This is a genomic window from Geodermatophilus sp. SYSU D01036, assembly GCF_054050435.1.
This window is the reverse complement of sequence record NZ_JBJGZJ010000006.1, coordinates 173,706-190,858: the sequence shown is the minus strand read 5'-3', so window position 1 is coordinate 190,858 and position 17,153 is coordinate 173,706. Positions and strand designations below refer to the sequence as shown.

The window sequence follows — 17,153 nt, the reverse complement described above, 5'->3', positions numbered from 1 at the left end:
CATCAACCAAAGGAATCCCTGCGCTCCACCACACGGTGCAGCGCCGGGGGTTTGTTACTTGGCACTGACTTTCGGCACGCTGTTGAGTTCTCAAGGAGCGGACGCACACCAACTCGACCCTCTCGGGCTTCCTCGGTGGCGGCTTGTCCCACTCTACGCCGGCTCCGGAGACCTGCACCGCTCGGGTGCTCCTCCGTGGCCCTCGCGGGCTCCGTCCGGCGCGAAGAGAACGGTACACGACATCCGAGGGCCGTGCACACGGGGTCTCGGTCACACCCCGTCACGGGACGGATCAGAGGCCGAGGAAGGTCTCGATCCCCACGGTCAGCCCCGGCCGGCGGCCGATCTCGCGGACCGCCAGCAGCACACCGGGCATGAAGGACGCGCGGTCGAAGGAGTCGTGCCGCAGCGTCAGCGTCTCTCCTGCCGCCCCCATGAGGACCTCCTGGTGTGCGACCAGGCCGGTGAGCCGCACGGCGTGCACGGGGATCCCCTCGACGTCGGCTCCGCGGGCGCCGGGGAGCGCGTCGGTCGTGGCGTCGGGCGACGCCGGCAGCCCGGCCGCCCGGCGGGCGGCGGCGACGAGGCGCGCGGTGCGGACGGCGGTGCCCGATGGGGCGTCGACCTTGTTCGGGTGGTGCAGCTCGACGATCTCCGTGGAGGGGAAGAACCGCGCCGCCTCCTGGGCGAAGCGCATGAGCAGCACGGCCCCGATGCCGAAGTTGGGGGCGATGACCACGCCCACCTCGGGCTTGGGCTGCAGCCACTCGGCGACCGTGGCCAGCTTCTGCTCGTCGAAGCCCGTCGTCCCGACGACGCAGTGGATGTTCTGGTCGATGCAGAACCGGATGTTGTCCATGACGACGTCCGGCCGGGTGAAGTCGACGACCACCTGCGCGCCGGCGTCGGCGACGTTGAACAGCCAGTCCCCCTCGTCGACCATCGCGACGAGCTCGAGGTCGTCGGCGGCGTTGACCGCCTTCACCACCTCGGTGCCCATCCGGCCCCGGGCGCCGAGCACACCGACCGAGATCCGGGGCGGCTCGCCCGTGGTCGCGCCGGTCGCCTGCTGGTCGGGTGCGGGGGTGCTCGTGGTCACCGGGTCAGGCTTCCCGGCGGCCCGTCCCGATGCAAGACGGCCCCGGCACGGGTCACCCGGGCGGTCCGGCGCTCCCCCACTGCCCACAGCAGCAGGCCGAGCCCGACACCGGCGGCGTCGGCGACCCAGTCGAGGACCGAGCCCGAGCGCTCCACGGGCGTAACCGCCTGGACCACCTCGCTGATCGCGCCGTAGACGAGCAGCAGCACCGCCAGCGGCTCCCGGCACGCCCCCGCCCACCGTCCGGCCAGCGCCAGCGCGAGGAACAGGGCCAGGTGGACGAGCTTGTCCACACCCGGCGGGGCGGCGGGGACGTCGGAGGCCGGCGCGAACAGCACGGCGAGCGAGACGAGCACCGTCACCGCGAAGGCGCCGCGGGACAGCGCCCCGTGCACGCGGAACACCGAGGTGGGGCTCACGTCGGTCATCGGTCTCCGGTCGTCGGGCTGGGCGGGGTCAGAGCCGGTCGAGGTCGGACTCCCGGTAGGGCCCGACGACGGCGAGGCAGGTCTCCCGGCCCAGCAGGTCCGCGGCGACCGCGCGCACCTGCTCCTCGTCGACGGCGGCGATCCGGTCGAGCACCTCGCGCACCGGCACGTACTCCCCGTGCGACAGCTCGCTCTTGCCCAGCCGGCTCATCCGCGAACCGGTGTCCTCGAGGCCGAGCACCGTCCCGCCGCGCAGCTGGCCGCGGCCGCGGGCCACCTCCTCGGCGGTGAGCCCCTCGGCGGCCACCCGGGCCAGCTCCTCGCGCACCAGGCGCAGTACCTCGGGCACCCGCTTCTTGGCGCACCCGGCGTAGACGGAGAACGCCCCGGTGCCGGCGTAGGAGGTCAGCGCCGACCCGACGCTGTAGACCAGCCCGCGCTTCTCCCGGATCTCCTGGAACAGCCGCGAGCTCATCCCGCCGCCGACCGCCGTCTCCAGGACCGCGGCGGCGTAGCGCCGCTCGTCGAAGCGGCTGAGGGCGAGGCTGCCCAGCAGCAGGTGGGTCTGCTCGGTCTTGCGGTTGACCAGCCCCGCCGGCCGCGCGGGGCGGCCGGGGACGAGCCCCTCGCCGCGGCGCAGCGGCGCCGGGGACGCCGATCCGGACAGCCGGTCGCCGAAGACCGCGGTCACCAGGTCGACCACCTGCTGGTGGTCCACCCGGCCGGCGGCGGTGACCACCATCGAGGGGACGGCGTAGCGCGAGCGGTACCAGCCGTCGACCTCGTCGCGGGTCAGCCCCTCGATCGACTCGACGGTGCCGAGCACCGAGCGGCCCAGCGGGGTGCCGCCGAACAGGGTCTCGGCGAACAGGTCGTGCACCAGGTCGGAGGGCTCGTCGTCGCGCATGGCGATCTCCTCGAGCACCACCGTCCGCTCGGACTCCAGGTCCTCGGCGGTGTTGAGCGCCTCGGTCACCAGGTCGCCGAGCAGCGTGACCGCCAGCGGGAGGTCGCTGGCGAGCACGTTGGCGTAGTAGCAGGTGTGCTCCTTGGCGGTGAAGGCGTTCATCTCACCGCCGACGGCGTCCATCGCCGTCGCGATCTCCAGGGCGCTGCGGCTGCGGGTGCCCTTGAACAACAGGTGCTCGAGGAAGTGCGAGGCGCCGGCGACGCGTTCGGTCTCGTCCCGGGAGCCGACGCCCACCCAGATGCCGAGGGTGGCCGAGTGGACGCCGGGCATCGTCTCGGTGAGCACGCGCAGCCCGCCGGGCAGCACCGTGCGCTCGACCCGGCCGCCGACCTCGTCGACGTCGATGACGCGGGTGACACCGACCGGGGCCGGGGCGGACGTGAGGTCGGTGGACCCCACGCCCGGCCCGGCCCCGGTCGTCGTCGGTTCGGCGACCGTGTCAGGCCTCCGCGGGAGCGGGGGCGTCGGCCGGGGCCGCGCCGTCGCCGGCGGCGGCACCCTCGCCCTCGGCGGCCACCGGGACCAGGCTGATCTTGCCGCGGGCGTCGATGTCGGTGATCTCGACCTGCAGCTTGTCGCCGACGTTCACGACGTCCTCGACCTTGCCGATGCGCTTGCCGCCGCCCAGCTTGCTGATGTGCACCAGGCCGTCCTTGCCCGGCAGCAGCGAGACGAAGGCGCCGAACGGCGTCGTCTTGACGACGGTGCCGAGGAAGCGCTCCCCGACCTTCGGCATCTGCGGGTTGGCGATCGCGTTGATGCGGTCGACCGCGGCCTGGGCCGAGGGGCCGTCGGAGGCACCGACGTAGATGGTGCCGTCGTCCTCGATGGTGATCTCGGCGCCGGTCTCGTCCTGGATCGAGTTGATCATCTGGCCCTTGGGGCCGATGACCGCGCCGATCTTGTCGACCGGGATGCGCACCGTGGTCACGCGCGGGGCGTACGGGCTCATCTCGTCGGGGCCGTCGATGGCCTCGTTCATCACGTCGAGGATGTGCAGGCGGGCGGCGCGGGCCTGGGTCAGCGCCTGGGCGAGCACGTCGGACGGGATGCCGTCGAGCTTGGTGTCCAGCTGCAGGGCCGTGACGAAGTCCTTGGTGCCGGCGACCTTGAAGTCCATGTCACCGAAGGCGTCCTCGGCGCCGAGGATGTCGGTCAGCGCGACGTACTCGGTCTTGCCGTCGACCTCGTCGGAGACCAGGCCCATGGCGATGCCGGCGACCGGGGCGCGCAGCGGCACACCGGCGTTGAGCAGCGACAGGGTCGATGCGCACACCGAGCCCATCGACGTCGAGCCGTTGGAGCCCAGCGCCTCGGACACCTGCCGGATCGCGTAGGGGAACTCCTCGCGGTCGGGCAGCACCGGCAGCAGCGCGCGCTCGGCGAGCGCGCCGTGGCCGATCTCGCGGCGCTTGGGTGAGCCCACGCGGCCGGTCTCGCCGGTGGAGTACGGCGGGAAGTTGTAGTTGTGCATGTAGCGCTTGCGCGTCTCGGGCGAGAGCGTGTCGAGCTGCTGCTCCATGCGGAGCATGTTCAGCGTGGTGACGCCCAGGATCTGGGTCTCGCCGCGCTCGAACAGCGCCGAGCCGTGCACCCGCGGGACGACCTCGACCTCGGCCGACAGCGGCCGGATGTCGGTGACGCCGCGGCCGTCGATGCGGACCTTGTCGCGCAGGATGCGCTGCCGGACGACCTTCTTGGTGACGGCGCGGAAGGCGGCCGACACCTCCTTCTCGCGGCCGGCGAACTGCTCGGCCAGCGAGGCGGTGACCTCGTCCTTGAGCGCGTCGGTGGCGTCGTTGCGCTCCTGCTTGCCGGCGATGGCCTGCGCCTCGGTCAGCCGCTCGAGGGCGGCGGACTCGACGGCGGCGTAGACGTCGTCCTGGTAGTCCAGGAAGCGCGGGAACTCCGCGACCGGCTTGGCGGCCTTCTCGGCCAGCGCGGTCTGCGCCTCGCACAGCGCCTTGATGAAGGGCTTGGCGGCTTCGAGGCCCTGGGCGACGACCTCCTCGGTCGGCGCGGTGGCGCCGCCGCGGACCAGCTCGATCGTCTTCTCGGTGGCCTCGGCCTCGACCATCATGATCGCGACGTCGCCGTCGGGCAGCAGGCGGCCGGCCACGACCATGTCGAAGACGGCGTCCTCGAGCTCGGCGTGGGTGGGGAAGCCGATCCACTGGCCGCCCACCAGCGCGACGCGGGTGCCGCCGACCGGGCCGGAGAACGGCAGGCCCGACAGCTGGGTGGACGCCGACGCGCCGTTGATGGCGAGCACGTCGTAGAGGTGCGCCGGGTCCAGCGACAGCACGGTGATGACGACCTGGACCTCGTTGCGCAGGCCCTTGGCGAAGGTCGGCCGCAGCGGCCGGTCGATCAGGCGGCAGGTGAGGATCGCGTCCTCGCTGGGGCGGCCCTCGCGGCGGAAGAACGAGCCGGGGATGCGCCCGGCGGCGTACATCCGCTCCTCGACGTCGACCGTCAGCGGGAAGAAGTCGAAGTGCTCCTTGGGCTGCCGGCTGGCCGTGGTGGCCGACAGCAGCATGGTGTCGCCCATGCTGACGACGACCGAGCCGGCGGCCTGCTTGGCCAGCCGCCCGGTCTCGAAGGTGATGCTGCGGCTGCCGTGGCTGCCGTTGTCGATGACCGCGGTGGCGGTGGTGACCCCGTCCTCGGGGTCGTACTCGGCAGCGATGCTGCCCTGGGTGGTGGGTGCGGACACGTCGTCCTCTTCCTACGTCGCATGCGGCGACGTCCTCTTCGTGGCGTCTGCGCCGGACTGCTCCCGGGTGACCGGTCTTCGATCGAAGCCCACGGGGGTCGTTCCCCCTCCCGTGGAGGGGCATTCCCGGGGGCCACCACCGAGGACCGGCCGGCGTCGGGGTGCGCGGGCGGGGCGCCGGGGGTCTCGTGGGGCGGGTGCCCCACGAGAGAGGGGACCGTCCCGGGCGGGACGGTCCCCTCTGGGTCAGCGGCGCAGACCGAGCCGCTCGATGAGCGAGCGGTAGCGGTTGATGTCGGTCTTCGCCAGGTAGTTCAGCAGCCGGCGACGGCGGCCGACCAGCAGCAGCAGGCCGCGCCGGCTGTGGTGGTCGTGCTTGTGCTGCTTGAGGTGCTCGGTCAGGTCGCTGATCCGGCGGGTGAGCATCGCGACCTGGACCTCGGGCGAGCCCGTGTCCTTCTCGACCGTCGCGTACTCGGTCATGATCTGCTGCTTCGTCGCGCTGTCGAGCGCCATGGGCGGGCCTCCTGGCCAGGTCGGGTGTGGCCCCCGGTCTGGTTCACGGGGGCAGGGGTGCACACACGTCGGGCGGGGCCCGACAGCTGCGAGGCTACCAGCGCGCCGGCGGGGGCCCGGCGCGGTGATCACCCGGCGGGGGGCAGTCCCAGGACGGCGCGGGTGCGGACGACGTCGTCGGCCATGGCCGTCACGAGCTCGTCGACCCCGGCGAAGGTGGTCATCGGCCGCAGCCGGGAGACGAACTCGACGCCGACGTGCTCGCCGTAGAGGTCGCCGGCGAAGTCGAGGACGTAGGCCTCCACGGTGCGGCGGGAGCCCTGGAAGGTGGGGTTGGTGCCCACCGAGACGGCGGCGGGCCGGCTGTCCAGGGTGCGCCCGGCGGGGTCGCGGGTGACCAGGGACCCGGCGTAGACGCCGTCGGCGGGGATCGCGGTGTACGGCGGGCACTCGACGTTCGCCGTCGGGTAGCCCAGCTCCCGGCCGCGGCGGTCACCGCGGACGACGACGCCGTCGACCCGGTGCGGGCGGCCCAGCGCCCGCGCCGCGCTGTCCATGTCGCCGGCGGCGACGCAGGCGCGGATGTAGGTCGAGGAGATCGTCACCTCGCCGTCGGCGGAGGCGTCGCCGGCCAGCGGGATCCCCTCGACGGCGAAGCCGAACCGGCGGCCCTCCTGGGTCAGCGTGGTGACGTTCCCGGCGGCCTTGTGCCCGTAGGTGAAGTTCTCGCCGACGACGACCGCCGAGGCGTGCAGGTCCTCGACGAGCACGCCGTGGGCGAACTCCTCGGGTGTCAGCCGGCTGAACTCGGGCGTGAACGGGATGACGCACATCGCGTCGACCCCGAGCCCGGCGACCAGCTCGGCCTTGCGGTGCAGCGAGGTGAGGATCGCCGGGTGCGAGCCGGGCCGCACGACCTCGGTCGGGTGCGGGTCGAAGGTGACCAGCACGCACGGCCGGTGCAGCGCCCGCGCGCGGGCGACGGCGGTGCCGATCAGCTGCTGGTGGCCGCGGTGGACGCCGTCGTACATGCCGACGGTGACCACCGTCCGGCCGAGGTCGGCCGGGACGTCGGCCAGCCCGCGCCAGTGCCGCACCCGCCCGCTCCCCCGTGTCGCCGCCGGGTCGCTCAGGCGACCCGGTGCAGCCAGCCGCGGGTGTCGGGCACCCGGCCGTGCTGGATGTCGAGCAGGTGCTCGCGCAGGCCCATGGTGACCGGCCCCGGCGTCCCGTCGCCGACGGTGAAGTCGCCGGTGCGCGCCTTCACCTCGCCGACCGGGGTGATGACCGCGGCGGTGCCGCAGGCGAAGGTCTCGGTGACCGTGCCGTCGGCGACGCCGGAGCGCCACTCGTCGACGCTGAACTTCCGCTCGGTGACCCGCATGCCCCGCTCGCGGGCCACGGAGATCAGCGAGTCGCGGGTGATGCCGGGCAGCAGCGTGCCGGTGAGCTCGGGGGTGACCAGCTCGGCGTCGTCGCCGGAGCCGAGGACGAAGAACAGGTTCATCCCGCCCATCTCCTCGACGTAGCGCTTCTCGACCGCGTCGAGCCAGACCACCTGGTCGCACCCGGCGGCGATGGCCTGCTCCTGGGCCAGCAGGCTGGCGGCGTAGTTGCCGGCGCACTTGACGTCGCCGGTGCCGCCGGGCGCGGCCCGGATGTAGTCCTCGGAGAGGTAGACGCTCACCGGGTGCACGCCGCGCGGGAAGTACGCGCCGGCGGGGCTGGCGATGACGAGGAACAGGTACTCGTTCGCCGGCCGCACGCCGAGGAAGGGCTCGGTGGCCAGCTGGTAGGGCCGGAGGTAGAGCGTCTGGTCGGGGCCGGTGGGCACCCAGTCGCGGTCGGCGTCGACGAGCGCGTCGACGGCGGCGAGGAAGGCCTCCTCGGGCACCGGCGGCATCGCCAGCCGGCGGGCGCTGCGGGCGAAGCGGGCGGCGTTGGCCTCGGGCCGGAAGGTCGCCACGCTGCCGTCGGGCTGGGCGTATGCCTTGAGCCCCTCGAAGATCGACTGCGCGTAGTGCAGCGCGGCGGTGGCCGGGTCGACCTGCAGCGGCGCGTACGCGGTGAGCCGGGCGTCGTGCCAGCCCGTGCCGGCGGTCCAGCGGGCCACGAACATCGAGTCGGTGAAGTGCCGCCCGAAGCCGGGGTCGGCGAGCACCGCCTGGCGCTCGGCGGCCGGGCGGCGGGGCACGTCCTCCACGGTCACCGGGACGCCCTCGGTGAAGACCCGGGGCGTGGTCCTGCTGTCGGCGAGCGTGTCGGTCATGGCTCCCACCTGCGCGTGCTCCGTCTGCGGCCGGGGCGGCGTCGGGCCCGCCCCTCCGCTCACAGTAGCCCCGGGCCCGGCGGCGGCCGGGAGCCGACCGCCGCCGTCGCCCGCGCGGGTCAGGGCCGGTCCGGCGCCGAGCTCTCGACGACCTCGTAGGACCACAGGTGGTGCGAGTCGCTCGCGGCCGGGGCGAGCTCGTCCCCGCCACCCTCGTGGGCGCGGGCGAAGTCCTGCCCGTCCTCCCAGGAGCGGTAGGCCTCCTCGCTCTCCCACCGGGTGTAGACGAGGTACTGGTCGGTGCCCTCCAGCGGCCGCAGCAGCTCGAACCACTCGAAGCCGGGGGTCTTCTCCACGGCGCCGGCGCGGCCGCGGAAGCGCTCCTCGAAGCGCTCCTGCATGTGCGGCGGCACGGTGATGGCGTTGATCTTGACGACGCTCATGGCAGGCCCCTTCCCGCCCGGGGGGACCGTCAATCCCCTGCGGCCTCCCGCGGGCCGGGCGAGGATGGCCCGATGACCCCGGCTCCCCGGCCCGGCGTGCTGTTCGACGTCGACGGCACCCTGCTGGACACCAACTACCTGCAGGTCCTCGCCTGGTGGCAGGCCTTCCGCGACACCGGGCACGCCGAGGTGTCGATGGCCGCCTGCCACCGGGCGATCGGCATCGCCAGCGAGGAGCTGGTCAGCCACCTCCTCGGCGACGACGCCGACGACGCGTCCGAGGTGTCCGACACCAAGACCCGCCGCTACGCGCCGCTGCGCGAGCTGGTGACCCCCTTCCCGCGCGTCGACGAGCTGCTGGCCGCGTGCCGGGAGCGGGAGCTGGCCGTGGTGCTGGCCACCAGCGGCAAGGACTCGGACCTGGAGTGGATGGTGCCGGCGATCGGCGGGGAGGACGTCGTCGACGGCGCCACCTCCTCGGCCGACGTCAAGTCGGCCAAGCCGGCGCCGGACCTGCTGCAGACCGCCGTCGACCGGCACGGCCTGGACGCCTCGCGCACCGTCGTCGTCGGGGACACCGTCTGGGACGTGCGGTCCGCGCGCGACGCCGGGCTGCCGTGCATCGCGCTGACCTGCGGCGGCATCTCCCGCGCCGAGCTGCTCGAGGCCGGTGCCGACGAGGTCTACGACGACCCCGCCGACCTGCTCGACCACCTCGACGACTCGCTGATCGGCAAGGCCGCCCGCGGCTAGACGAAGGACCCCCGTGCCCCCCACGCCTCGCACGCTCGGCGCGGGCCCCTGCACGGGAGCCGTTCCAGACCTTCACCCGGGGAAGCCGACGGCGACCCGGGCGGTGGACCCGGCGTCCTCGACCAGCGCGACCAGCCGCCCCGCGGGGTCGACGGCGGCGGTCAGCCCGGGCCGCCCGGTGGCCGGGACCCGCTGGCCGTACCCGAGGGCGCGCGCCTCGTCGTCGGTGAGCCGCCGCTCGGGGTAGATCGCCGTCGCGGCCTCGGGGAGGGTCAGCGTCCCCGGCCCGCCCCCGGCGGCGAGCGCCGCCGCGGCCTCCTCGACCGGGGCGGCCTGCGCGGTGGTGAACGGGCCGGAGGCGGTGCGGCGCAGCGCGGTGAGGTGCCCGCCGACCCCGAGCGCGGCACCGGCGTCGCGGGCGATCGCCCGGACGTAGGTCCCGGCGGAGCAGGCCACGGTCACCTCGACGTCGACCAGGCCGGGCCCGGTCCGGTCGACGCGGTGCACGTCGATGCGGTGCACGGTGACCGGGCGGGGCTCGAGCACGACCTCCTCGCCGGTCCGGACGCGGTCGTAGGAGCGGCGGCCGCCGACCTTCACCGCGCTCACCGAGGAGGGCACCTGCAGCAGCGGGCCGGTCTGGGCGGCCAGCGCCGCGCGGACCGCGTCGTCGTCGAGGTGTCCGGCGGGGGTGGTGGTGAGGACCTCGCCCTCGCGGTCGTCGGTGACGGTGGTCTGGCCGAGGCGGATCGTGGCGTCGTAGACCTTGTCCGAGCCGCCGAGGTGGCCGAGCAGCCGGGTCGCCGACCCGACGCCGAGCACGAGCAGGCCGGTGGCCATCGGGTCGAGCGTGCCGGCGTGGCCGACCCGGCGGACCGACAGCACCCGCCGGGCCCGGGCGACGACGTCGTGCGAGGTCATCCCGCCGGGCTTGTCGACCAGCAGGATCCCCGGGGTCACGTCGGCGTCGGCGGCGCGGCGGCGGCTCATGCGCCCACCGTCGCAGGTGCGGTCAGCCACCTGTCCCCCGCCACCCGGGCGAGCACCGCGACCAGCCGCAGCGCGATGAACGCCGTCAGCCCGGTCCACACGCCGGCCAGGCCCCAGCCCAGCGGCCCCGACAGCAGGGACAGCGGCAGGAAGCCGGCCAGCGCGGCGCCGACGGTGACCGTGCGCAGGTAGGCGACGTCGCCCGCGCCCATGAGCACGCCGTCGAGGGCGAAGACCACCCCAGCCAGCGGCTGGAACCCGGCGAGGAACCACCAGACCAGTTCCGCCTGCTCGCGGACGGCGGGGTCGCCGGTGAACAGCGGCACGAGCAGGTCGCGGCCGGCCAGCAGCGCGACGGCGACCAGCACGCCGGTGCCGAGGCCCCACAGGGTCACCCGGCGGGCGGTGGCCCGGGCCTCGTCGGGCCGGCCGGCGCCGAGCGCGTGGCCGACCAGCGTCTGCGCGGCGATGGCGTAGGCGTCGAGGACCAGCGCGAGGAAGAGGAACAGCTGCAGCGCGATCTGGTGGGCGCCGAGCTGCGCCTGGCCGGCGCGCGCGGCGACCCCGGCGGCGACCAGGAAGGCCAGCTGCAGGACGGTGGCGCGCAGCAGCAGGTCGCGGCCGAGCACCAGCTGCGCGCGCACGGCGGCCGGCCGGAACCGCCAGTCGGCGCCCTCGCGCAGCAGCGCCCGCACGAACAGCGCCGCCGTCAGCGACTGGCCGGCGAGGTTGGCCACCGCGGACCCGGGCAGCCCGAGACCGGCCGGGTGCACCAGCAGCGGGCACAGCACCAGGCTCAGCAGGCTGCCGGCGAGCACGAAGCGCACCGGGCGGCGCAGGTCCTGCACGCCGCGCAGCCAGCCGTTGCCGGCCAGGGACACCAGCAGCAGCGGGGCGCCGCAGCCGGCGACGCGCAGCCACTGCTCCCCCGCCGCGGCCACCGCGCCCGGCCCGCCGGCCAGCGCGCGGGTCAGCGGCCCGGCCAGCACCTGGAACAGCAGGACGACGGCGGCGCCGAGCAGCAGCGCCAGCCAGGTGGCCTGCACGCCCTCGGCGACGGCGCCAGCGCGGTCCCCCGCCCCGGCCCGGCGGGCGGCCCGCGCGGTGGTGCCGTAGGCGAGGAAGTTCAGCAGCGCGGCGGCCCAGGCCAGCAGCCCGCCGCCGACGGCGAGCCCGCCCAGGGGGACGGTGCCCAGGTTGCCGACGACCGCGGTGTCGACCAGCAGGTACAGCGGCTCGGCGGCCAGCACGACCAGCGCCGGGACGGCCAGCCCCAGGACGGACGGCGCCCGCCCGGTCACCGCGCCGTCGTCGCGGCCGACACCTGTGCCCGGATCGCCGCCACCGTCGCCTCGCGGTCCAGGTGCGAGGTGAAGCCGGCCGCGGCCCGGTGCCCGCCGCCGCCCAGCGCCATCGCGACCCGGGCGACGTCGGTGCCACCGCGGGAGCGCAGCGACACCGCCCACGAGCCGTCGTCCTGGCCCTTGAGCACGCAGGCGACGTCGGCCTCGGCGGTCGACCGGACGACGTCGACCACCGCCTCGAGCTGCTCGCCGGGCAGGCCGTGCTCGGCCGCCTCCGCGGTGCTCGACCAGGTCCACACCAGGCCGGCGCCGACGCCGGGCTCGAGCACCGCGCGCCCGGTCACCGCCGACAGCAGCCGCAGCCAGCCGAACGGGGCGGTGTCGAACAGCCGCTGGCTGATGGCGGCGTGGTCGATGCCGGTGGACAGCAGCCGGGCGGCCAGCGCGTGGGTGTCCGGCCGGGTGCTGCTGAAGCGGAAGGAGCCGGTGTCGGCGGCCAGGCCGGCGTAGAGCAGCGTCGCCAGGTCGGCGTCGAGGGCGACGCCGAGCTCGTCGAGCAGGCCGGCGACGAGGACGACGGTCGCCGGGGCGGCCGGGTCCACCAGCCGCACGTCGCCGAAGCCGGGGTTGCTCGCGTGGTGGTCGACGACGACCGAGGTGCCGGCGTCGCCGAGCACCGCGGCCAGCTCACCCAGGCGGGCGGGGGAGGCGGCGTCCAGGCTGACGAAGACGTCCGGGGAGGCGGGGACGGCGGTGGAGGGCACCAGGTGCCCGGCGCCGGGCAGCCAGCCGAGCGAGTCGGGCAGCACGGGGCGGCCGGGGAACGTGGCGGTCACCCGGGCGCCGCGGCGGCGCAGCCCCTCGGCGAGGGCCAGGGTGCTGCCCAGCGCGTCGGCGTCGGGCTGCACGTGCCCGCTGAGCACCACGGTGGCGCCCGTGTCGGCGGCCATGGCCAGCACGGCGGCCGGGGTGCGCAGGGGCACCCCGGCGGTCGGTGCGGTCACCGGTCAGGCGTCGGGGCCGGGATCGGCCACCGGGGGTGCGTTGCGGTCCTCGGTCACCAGCCCGCCCCCGGGCGGCAGCGGCGGGCCGCCGTCGTCGGGCTCGTCCGCCGCGATGGAGGGCACCTCCCCGATCTGGCCCTCGCGGCCGCCCTCGGTGGGGTCCCCGGCGTTCGGCTCGGCCCGCCCGCCGAGCTCCGAGCGGCCCTGCCCCTCCCCGGGGAGGTACGGGTCCGGGTCGTTCTCACTCACGAGGCGCTCCTGTGCTCGGGGGACGTGCCGACGTCGGCGTCCGAGGTCTCGTCGTCCTCCTCGGGGTGCCGGTAGGGGTCGGCCTCGCCGGCGTAGGTGGCGTGCTCGCGCAGCCGGGCGAGCTCGGCGTCGGCGTGCCGGACCCGCTCGAGGGCCTCGTCGAGCTCGCGCGCGGTGTCGGGCACGTGGTCGGCGACGAAGGCCAGCGTCGGCACGAACTTGATGCCGGTCTGCCGGCCCACCGTCGAGCGCAGCACCCCGGTGGCCGAGGCGAGCGCCTTGGCGGAGTCCGCGACGGCGGTGGCGTCGCCGTAGACGGTGTAGAAGACGGTGGCCTCGCGCAGGTCGCTGGTCACCCGGGCGTCGGTCACGGTGACCATGCCCAGCCGGGGGTCCTTGATCTGGGACTCGATCGCGGCGGAGACGATCTGTCGGATGCGCACCGCGAGCTTGCGGGCGCGGGCGGGGTCGGCCACGACGGACCTCCGGGGGTCTCAGGGGCGCGCGGGGAGGCGCGCCCGGACGGGCGTGGGCAGGCCGGATCAGGCGTCGGTGTCGGAGAACAGCTGCCGGTGCGTCGACAGCAGCGTCACCTCCGGCCGGTCGGCCAGCAACCGCTCGCAGGCGTCGAGGACGTCGGTCACCTGACCGGCGTCCCCCGCGACGGTGGCGACGCCGACCTGCACGCGGCGGTGCAGGTCGACGTCGCCCACCTCGGCCGCGGCCACGGCGAAGCGCCGCCGCAGCTCGGCCACGATGGGCCGGACCACGGCGCGCTTGCCCTTGAGCGAGTGGACGTCGCCCAGCAGCAGGTCGGCGGTCATCGAGCCGGTGAACACCGACCGGGGACCTCCCTCTCCCTGCTGCTGGGCGATCGTCTACCTGTGACCCCCTCGCCCCCCCACCACGAGCGTGCGAGTGGTGGGGGGCGAGGGGGTCCTTCCTCAGTCGCGCGGCTTCTCGCGGACCTCGAAGGTCTCGATGACGTCCTCGACCTTGACGTCGTTGAACGACCCCAGGCCGATACCGCACTCGTAGCCCTCGCGGACCTCGGTGACGTCTTCCTTGAAGCGGCGCAGCGACTCGACGGTCAGGTTGTCGGCGATCACCACACCGTCGCGGATGACCCGGGCCTTCGAGTTCCGGTTGATCGTGCCGCTGCGGACGATCGAGCCCGCGACGTTGCCGATGCGCGGCACCCGGAAGACCTCGCGGATCTCCGCCGTGCCGAGCTCGACCTCCTCGAACTCCGGCTTGAGCATGCCCTTGAGGGCCGCCTCGATCTCCTCGATCGCCGAGTAGAGGACCGAGTAGTACCGGACGTCGACGCCCTCGCGGTTGGCGAGCTCGGTGGCCTGGCCCTCGGCCCGGACGTTGAAGCCGATGACGATGACGTCGTCGGCCAGCGCCAGGTCGATGTCGCTCTTGCTGATCGCGCCGACGCCGCGGTGGATGACCCGCAGCGAGACGTCGTCGCTCACCTCGATCTTCATGAGCGCGTCCTCGAGCGCCTCGACGGTGCCCGAGTTGTCGCCCTTGATGATCAGGTTGAGCTGGCGGTTCTCCTTCAGCGCGGCGTCGAGGTCCTCCAGGCTGATCCGCTTGCGCATCGAGGCGTTCTGCGCGTTGCGGATGCGGGCCTGCCGCCGGTCGGCGATCTGCCGGGCGACGCGGTCCTCCTCGACGACGAGGAAGGTGTCACCGGCACGCGGCACCGAGGTGAGACCCACGACCTGCACCGGGCGGGCCGGCGTGGCCTCCTTGAGCTTGGCGCCGTGCTCGTCGAGCAGCGACCGCACGCGGCCGAAGGCGTCACCGGCGACCAGCGAGTCACCGACCCGCAGGGTGCCGCGCTGGACCAGCACCGTGGCGACGGGGCCGCGGCCACGGTCCAGCTTGGCGTCGATGACGACGCCCTGGGCGTCCATCTCGGTGTTGGCGCGCAGGTCGAGCGCGGCGTCCGCGGTGAGCAGGATCGCCGCCAGCAGGTCGTCCAGACCCTGCCGGGTGACCGCCGAGACGTCGACGAACATCGTGTCGCCGCCGTACTCCTCGGCCACCAGCCCGTACTCGGTGAGCTGCTGGCGGATCTTGGCGGGGTTGGCCCCCTCCTTGTCCACCTTGTTCACCGCGACCACGATCGGCACCTCGGCGGCCTGGGCGTGGTTGAGCGCCTCGACCGTCTGCGGCATGACGCCGTCGTCGGCGGCGACCACCAGGACGACGATGTCGGTCACCTTCGCGCCACGGGCACGCATCGCGGTGAACGACTCGTGACCCGGGGTGTCGATGAAGGTGATCGCCCGCTCCTGGCCGTCCAGCTCGGTGGCGATCTGGTACGCGCCGATGTGCTGGGTGATGCCGCCGGCCTCCCGCGCCACCACGTTGGTGTTGCGGACGGCGTCGAGCAGCTTCGTCTTGCCGTGGTCGACGTGACCCATGACCGTGACGACCGGCGGACGGGTCTCCCAGTCCTCCTCGTCGCCCTCGTCACCGAAGGTCAGGTCGAAGGTCTCGAGGAGCTCGCGGTCCTCGTCCTCCGGGCTGACGACCTCGATGTTCCAGCCGATCTCGGCACCGAGCAGCTGCAGGGTGTCCTCGTTCACCGACTGCGTCGCGGTGACCATCTCGCCCAGGTGGAACAGGGCGGTCACCAGCGCGGCCGGCTGGGCGCCGATGCGCTCGGCCAGGTCGGTCAGCGAGGCGCCGCGGGGCAGCCGGACGGTCTGCCCGTTGCCGCGGGGCAGGCTGACGCCGCCCATGCTGGGCGCCGCCATCTGGTCGAACTCCTGGCGCCGCTGCTTCTTGCTCTTGCGCCCGCGGACCGGACCGCGGCCACCCGGACGCCCGAAGGCACCCGCGGTGCCCGCACCGGAGCCACCGCGACCGCGGCCGCGGCCACCACCGCCGCCGCCGCCGCTACGGAAGCCACCTCCGGCCGGCGCACCGGCACCGGGGCCACCGCCGCCGGGACGGAATCCGCCACCGCCGCCGGGACCACCGGGACGGCCGCGGCCACCGGCACCACCGGGCCCGCCGGGACGGCCGGCACCGGCCGGACGCGGCGGCATCATGCCCGGGTTCGGCCGGGGCGGCATCATGCCCGGGTTCGGCCGGGGACCACCCGGACCGGCCGCGGGACGCGGACCGCCGGCGCCGGGACCCGGACGCGGGCCACCGGGACGGGGACCACCGGCGCCGGGCGCCGGACGCGGACCGCCGGCACCGGGACCCGGACGCGGGCCACCCGCCGCCGGGCCCGGACGCGGGCCACCGGCAGCCGGACCCGGACGCGGGGCGCTGCTGAAGGGGTTGTTGCCCGGCCGGGGAGCCGGACGCGGGCCCGGACGCGGACCGGCACCCGGGGCGCCGGGCGCGGCACCGCCGGGACGGGCGCCACCGGGAGCCGCCGGGCGCGGGGCGGCCGGACGCGCGGGACCGGGGACGGGGCCACCGGCCGGACGCGGTGCGGGCGCACCCGGACGCGGGGCATCCGGCGCGGCCGGACGCGGACCCGAGGGCGCGGCCGGCTGCTGCGCCGGTGCACTGGCCGCCGGGGCCTGGGGCGCGGCCGGACGCGGGCCGGGCGTCGGTGCACCCGGACGCGGGGCACCGGGCCGCGGACCCGGCGTCGGACCGGCCGACGGCGCGGGCGCGGACGGCGCGGCGGGGGGCTGCGGCGCACGCGCGGCGGGCGACGGCGCGGGGGCCGACGCGGCCGGCGAGGGCGCCGCCGGGCGCGGGGCGGCCGGACGCGCGGGGGCACCGCCGCCGTTGCCGCCGCCGGCGTTGCCGCCGGTGGACGCGCCGAGGGCCTCCCGGAGCCGCCGGGCCACGGGGGCCTCGACGGTCGAGGAGGCGGATTTCACGAACTCGCCCTGCTCCTTGAGCTTGGCGAGCACGGTCTTGCTGTCGACCCCGAACTCCTTGGCGAGTTCGTGGACGCGGGCTTTGCCTGGCACGGATCTCCTCTTGTGAGGCCGGCGGCTCGCCCGCGCGACCTCGTCGTCAGTGGTACATGGTCTGGCTTGTCATCGTGGGGACTTCACGGCTGACTCATCCGACGACGTCCTGCTCTCGACGTGCGGACCGGCCGGTTGCCGGTCCGTCTGTGGGAAGTGCGGTCTGTCGTTCGTCCGCTGTCGCCCGTCCCGGGCCCGGGTCCCCCGGCGCGGAGGCGCCGAGGACGTGGGCCCGGAGCGGACCGGCCTCCACCGCGGCACCGCGCGGGAGGCGCAGCGCCCGGGAGAAGGCCCGGCGTCGCTCCGCTGCGTGGAGGCACTCCGGGGTGGGGTGCACGGACGCACCCCGGCCGGGGAGCCGCCGTCGCGGATCGGGCACGAGGGTCCCGGACCGGAGGACGACACGCAGCAGGTCGGTGACCGGAGCGCGCTCCCGGCAGCCCACACACG

The 17,153-nt window shown here is 75.1% G+C and carries 17 protein-coding genes and 1 pseudogene; 1 reads left to right on the top strand and 17 read right to left on the bottom strand.

Annotated features, from left to right (window positions below):
- Nucleotides 1–292 precede the first annotated feature (292 nt).
- The 8 genes from dapB to ACI8AR_RS09345 form a co-directional block, all read right to left on the bottom strand.
- Nucleotides 293–1,099, bottom strand: coding sequence for a 4-hydroxy-tetrahydrodipicolinate reductase (dapB, locus tag ACI8AR_RS09380; RefSeq protein ID WP_457050769.1), 807 nt, complete (start codon nucleotides 1,097–1,099; stop codon nucleotides 293–295).
- Nucleotides 1,096–1,527: a VanZ family protein gene (locus ACI8AR_RS09375; RefSeq protein WP_457050768.1), complete on the bottom strand. Its 432-nt coding sequence runs from the start codon at nucleotides 1,525–1,527 to the stop codon at nucleotides 1,096–1,098. Before ACI8AR_RS09375 ends, dapB begins: the two co-directional genes overlap by 4 nt.
- 28 nt (nucleotides 1,528–1,555) lie before the next feature.
- Nucleotides 1,556–2,896 carry a M16 family metallopeptidase gene (locus ACI8AR_RS09370; RefSeq protein WP_457050767.1) on the bottom strand — a complete coding sequence of 447 codons (1,341 nt, stop codon included), beginning with the start codon at nucleotides 2,894–2,896 and terminating at the stop codon, nucleotides 1,556–1,558.
- A gap of 40 nt (nucleotides 2,897–2,936) precedes the next feature.
- Complete coding sequence (locus ACI8AR_RS09365) at nucleotides 2,937–5,213, bottom strand: polyribonucleotide nucleotidyltransferase (RefSeq protein ID WP_457050766.1); 2,277 nt, start codon at nucleotides 5,211–5,213, stop codon at nucleotides 2,937–2,939.
- Between the two features lie 246 nt (nucleotides 5,214–5,459).
- A complete protein-coding gene (gene rpsO / locus ACI8AR_RS09360; RefSeq protein WP_072920360.1) occupies nucleotides 5,460–5,729 on the bottom strand; it encodes a 30S ribosomal protein S15 in 270 nt (89 codons plus the stop codon).
- 128 nt (nucleotides 5,730–5,857) lie between these two features.
- The gene (locus ACI8AR_RS09355; RefSeq protein WP_457050765.1) at nucleotides 5,858–6,826 is read right to left on the bottom strand and encodes a bifunctional riboflavin kinase/FAD synthetase; all 969 of its coding nucleotides are present in this window, start codon (nucleotides 6,824–6,826) and stop codon (nucleotides 5,858–5,860) included.
- Nucleotides 6,827–6,858: 32 nt separating this feature from the next.
- The gene (locus ACI8AR_RS09350; protein WP_456935788.1) at nucleotides 6,859–7,998 is read right to left on the bottom strand and encodes a branched-chain amino acid aminotransferase; all 1,140 of its coding nucleotides are present in this window, start codon (nucleotides 7,996–7,998) and stop codon (nucleotides 6,859–6,861) included.
- 119 nt (nucleotides 7,999–8,117) lie between these two features.
- Nucleotides 8,118–8,441 (bottom strand): antibiotic biosynthesis monooxygenase family protein, encoded by a 324-nt coding sequence (locus tag ACI8AR_RS09345; protein ID WP_456943352.1) that lies wholly within the window; start codon nucleotides 8,439–8,441, stop codon nucleotides 8,118–8,120.
- A 72-nt stretch (nucleotides 8,442–8,513) separates the two neighbouring features.
- Between ACI8AR_RS09345 and ACI8AR_RS09340 the strand changes: the two genes are divergently transcribed.
- On the top strand, nucleotides 8,514–9,194 hold the full coding sequence (locus tag ACI8AR_RS09340; RefSeq protein WP_457050764.1) for an HAD family hydrolase: 681 nt from the start codon (nucleotides 8,514–8,516) through the stop codon (nucleotides 9,192–9,194).
- Between the two features lie 72 nt (nucleotides 9,195–9,266).
- Here the strand turns inward: ACI8AR_RS09340 and truB are convergent, their stop codons facing one another.
- The 9 genes and pseudogenes from truB to ACI8AR_RS09295 all read right to left on the bottom strand — a co-directional run bounded on the left by truB (nucleotide 9,267) and on the right by ACI8AR_RS09295 (nucleotide 17,148).
- Entirely contained in the window at nucleotides 9,267–10,184 is a 918-nt protein-coding gene (gene truB / locus ACI8AR_RS09335) for a tRNA pseudouridine(55) synthase TruB (RefSeq protein ID WP_457050763.1), read from the bottom strand.
- Nucleotides 10,181–11,485, bottom strand: coding sequence for an MATE family efflux transporter (locus ACI8AR_RS09330; protein ID WP_457050762.1), 1,305 nt, complete (start codon nucleotides 11,483–11,485; stop codon nucleotides 10,181–10,183). The genes truB and ACI8AR_RS09330 overlap by 4 nt, the downstream gene beginning before the upstream one ends.
- Nucleotides 11,482–12,492, bottom strand: coding sequence for a DHH family phosphoesterase (locus tag ACI8AR_RS09325; protein ID WP_457050761.1), 1,011 nt, complete (start codon nucleotides 12,490–12,492; stop codon nucleotides 11,482–11,484). The genes ACI8AR_RS09330 and ACI8AR_RS09325 overlap by 4 nt, the downstream gene beginning before the upstream one ends.
- A 3-nt stretch (nucleotides 12,493–12,495) precedes the next feature.
- Nucleotides 12,496–12,741, bottom strand: a complete 246-nt coding sequence (locus ACI8AR_RS09320) for a hypothetical protein (RefSeq protein ID WP_457050760.1) — start codon at nucleotides 12,739–12,741, stop codon at nucleotides 12,496–12,498.
- Nucleotides 12,738–13,217, bottom strand: coding sequence for a 30S ribosome-binding factor RbfA (rbfA, locus tag ACI8AR_RS09315; protein WP_457050759.1), 480 nt, complete (start codon nucleotides 13,215–13,217; stop codon nucleotides 12,738–12,740). Before rbfA ends, ACI8AR_RS09320 begins: the two co-directional genes overlap by 4 nt.
- Before the next feature lie 66 nt (nucleotides 13,218–13,283).
- The gene (locus ACI8AR_RS09310; protein ID WP_456935795.1) at nucleotides 13,284–13,580 is read right to left on the bottom strand and encodes a DUF503 domain-containing protein; all 297 of its coding nucleotides are present in this window, start codon (nucleotides 13,578–13,580) and stop codon (nucleotides 13,284–13,286) included.
- 105 nt (nucleotides 13,581–13,685) lie between these two features.
- Entirely contained in the window at nucleotides 13,686–15,518 is a 1,833-nt protein-coding gene (gene infB / locus ACI8AR_RS09305) for a translation initiation factor IF-2 (protein WP_457050771.1), read from the bottom strand.
- A 1,038-nt stretch (nucleotides 15,519–16,556) separates the two neighbouring features.
- Nucleotides 16,557–16,703: pseudogene (locus tag ACI8AR_RS09300) on the bottom strand (translation initiation factor IF-2 N-terminal domain-containing protein); the annotation flags it as partial.
- 94 nt (nucleotides 16,704–16,797) lie between these two features.
- A complete protein-coding gene (locus ACI8AR_RS09295; protein ID WP_456929931.1) occupies nucleotides 16,798–17,148 on the bottom strand; it encodes a YlxR family protein in 351 nt (116 codons plus the stop codon).
- Nucleotides 17,149–17,153: the final 5 nt, after the last annotated feature.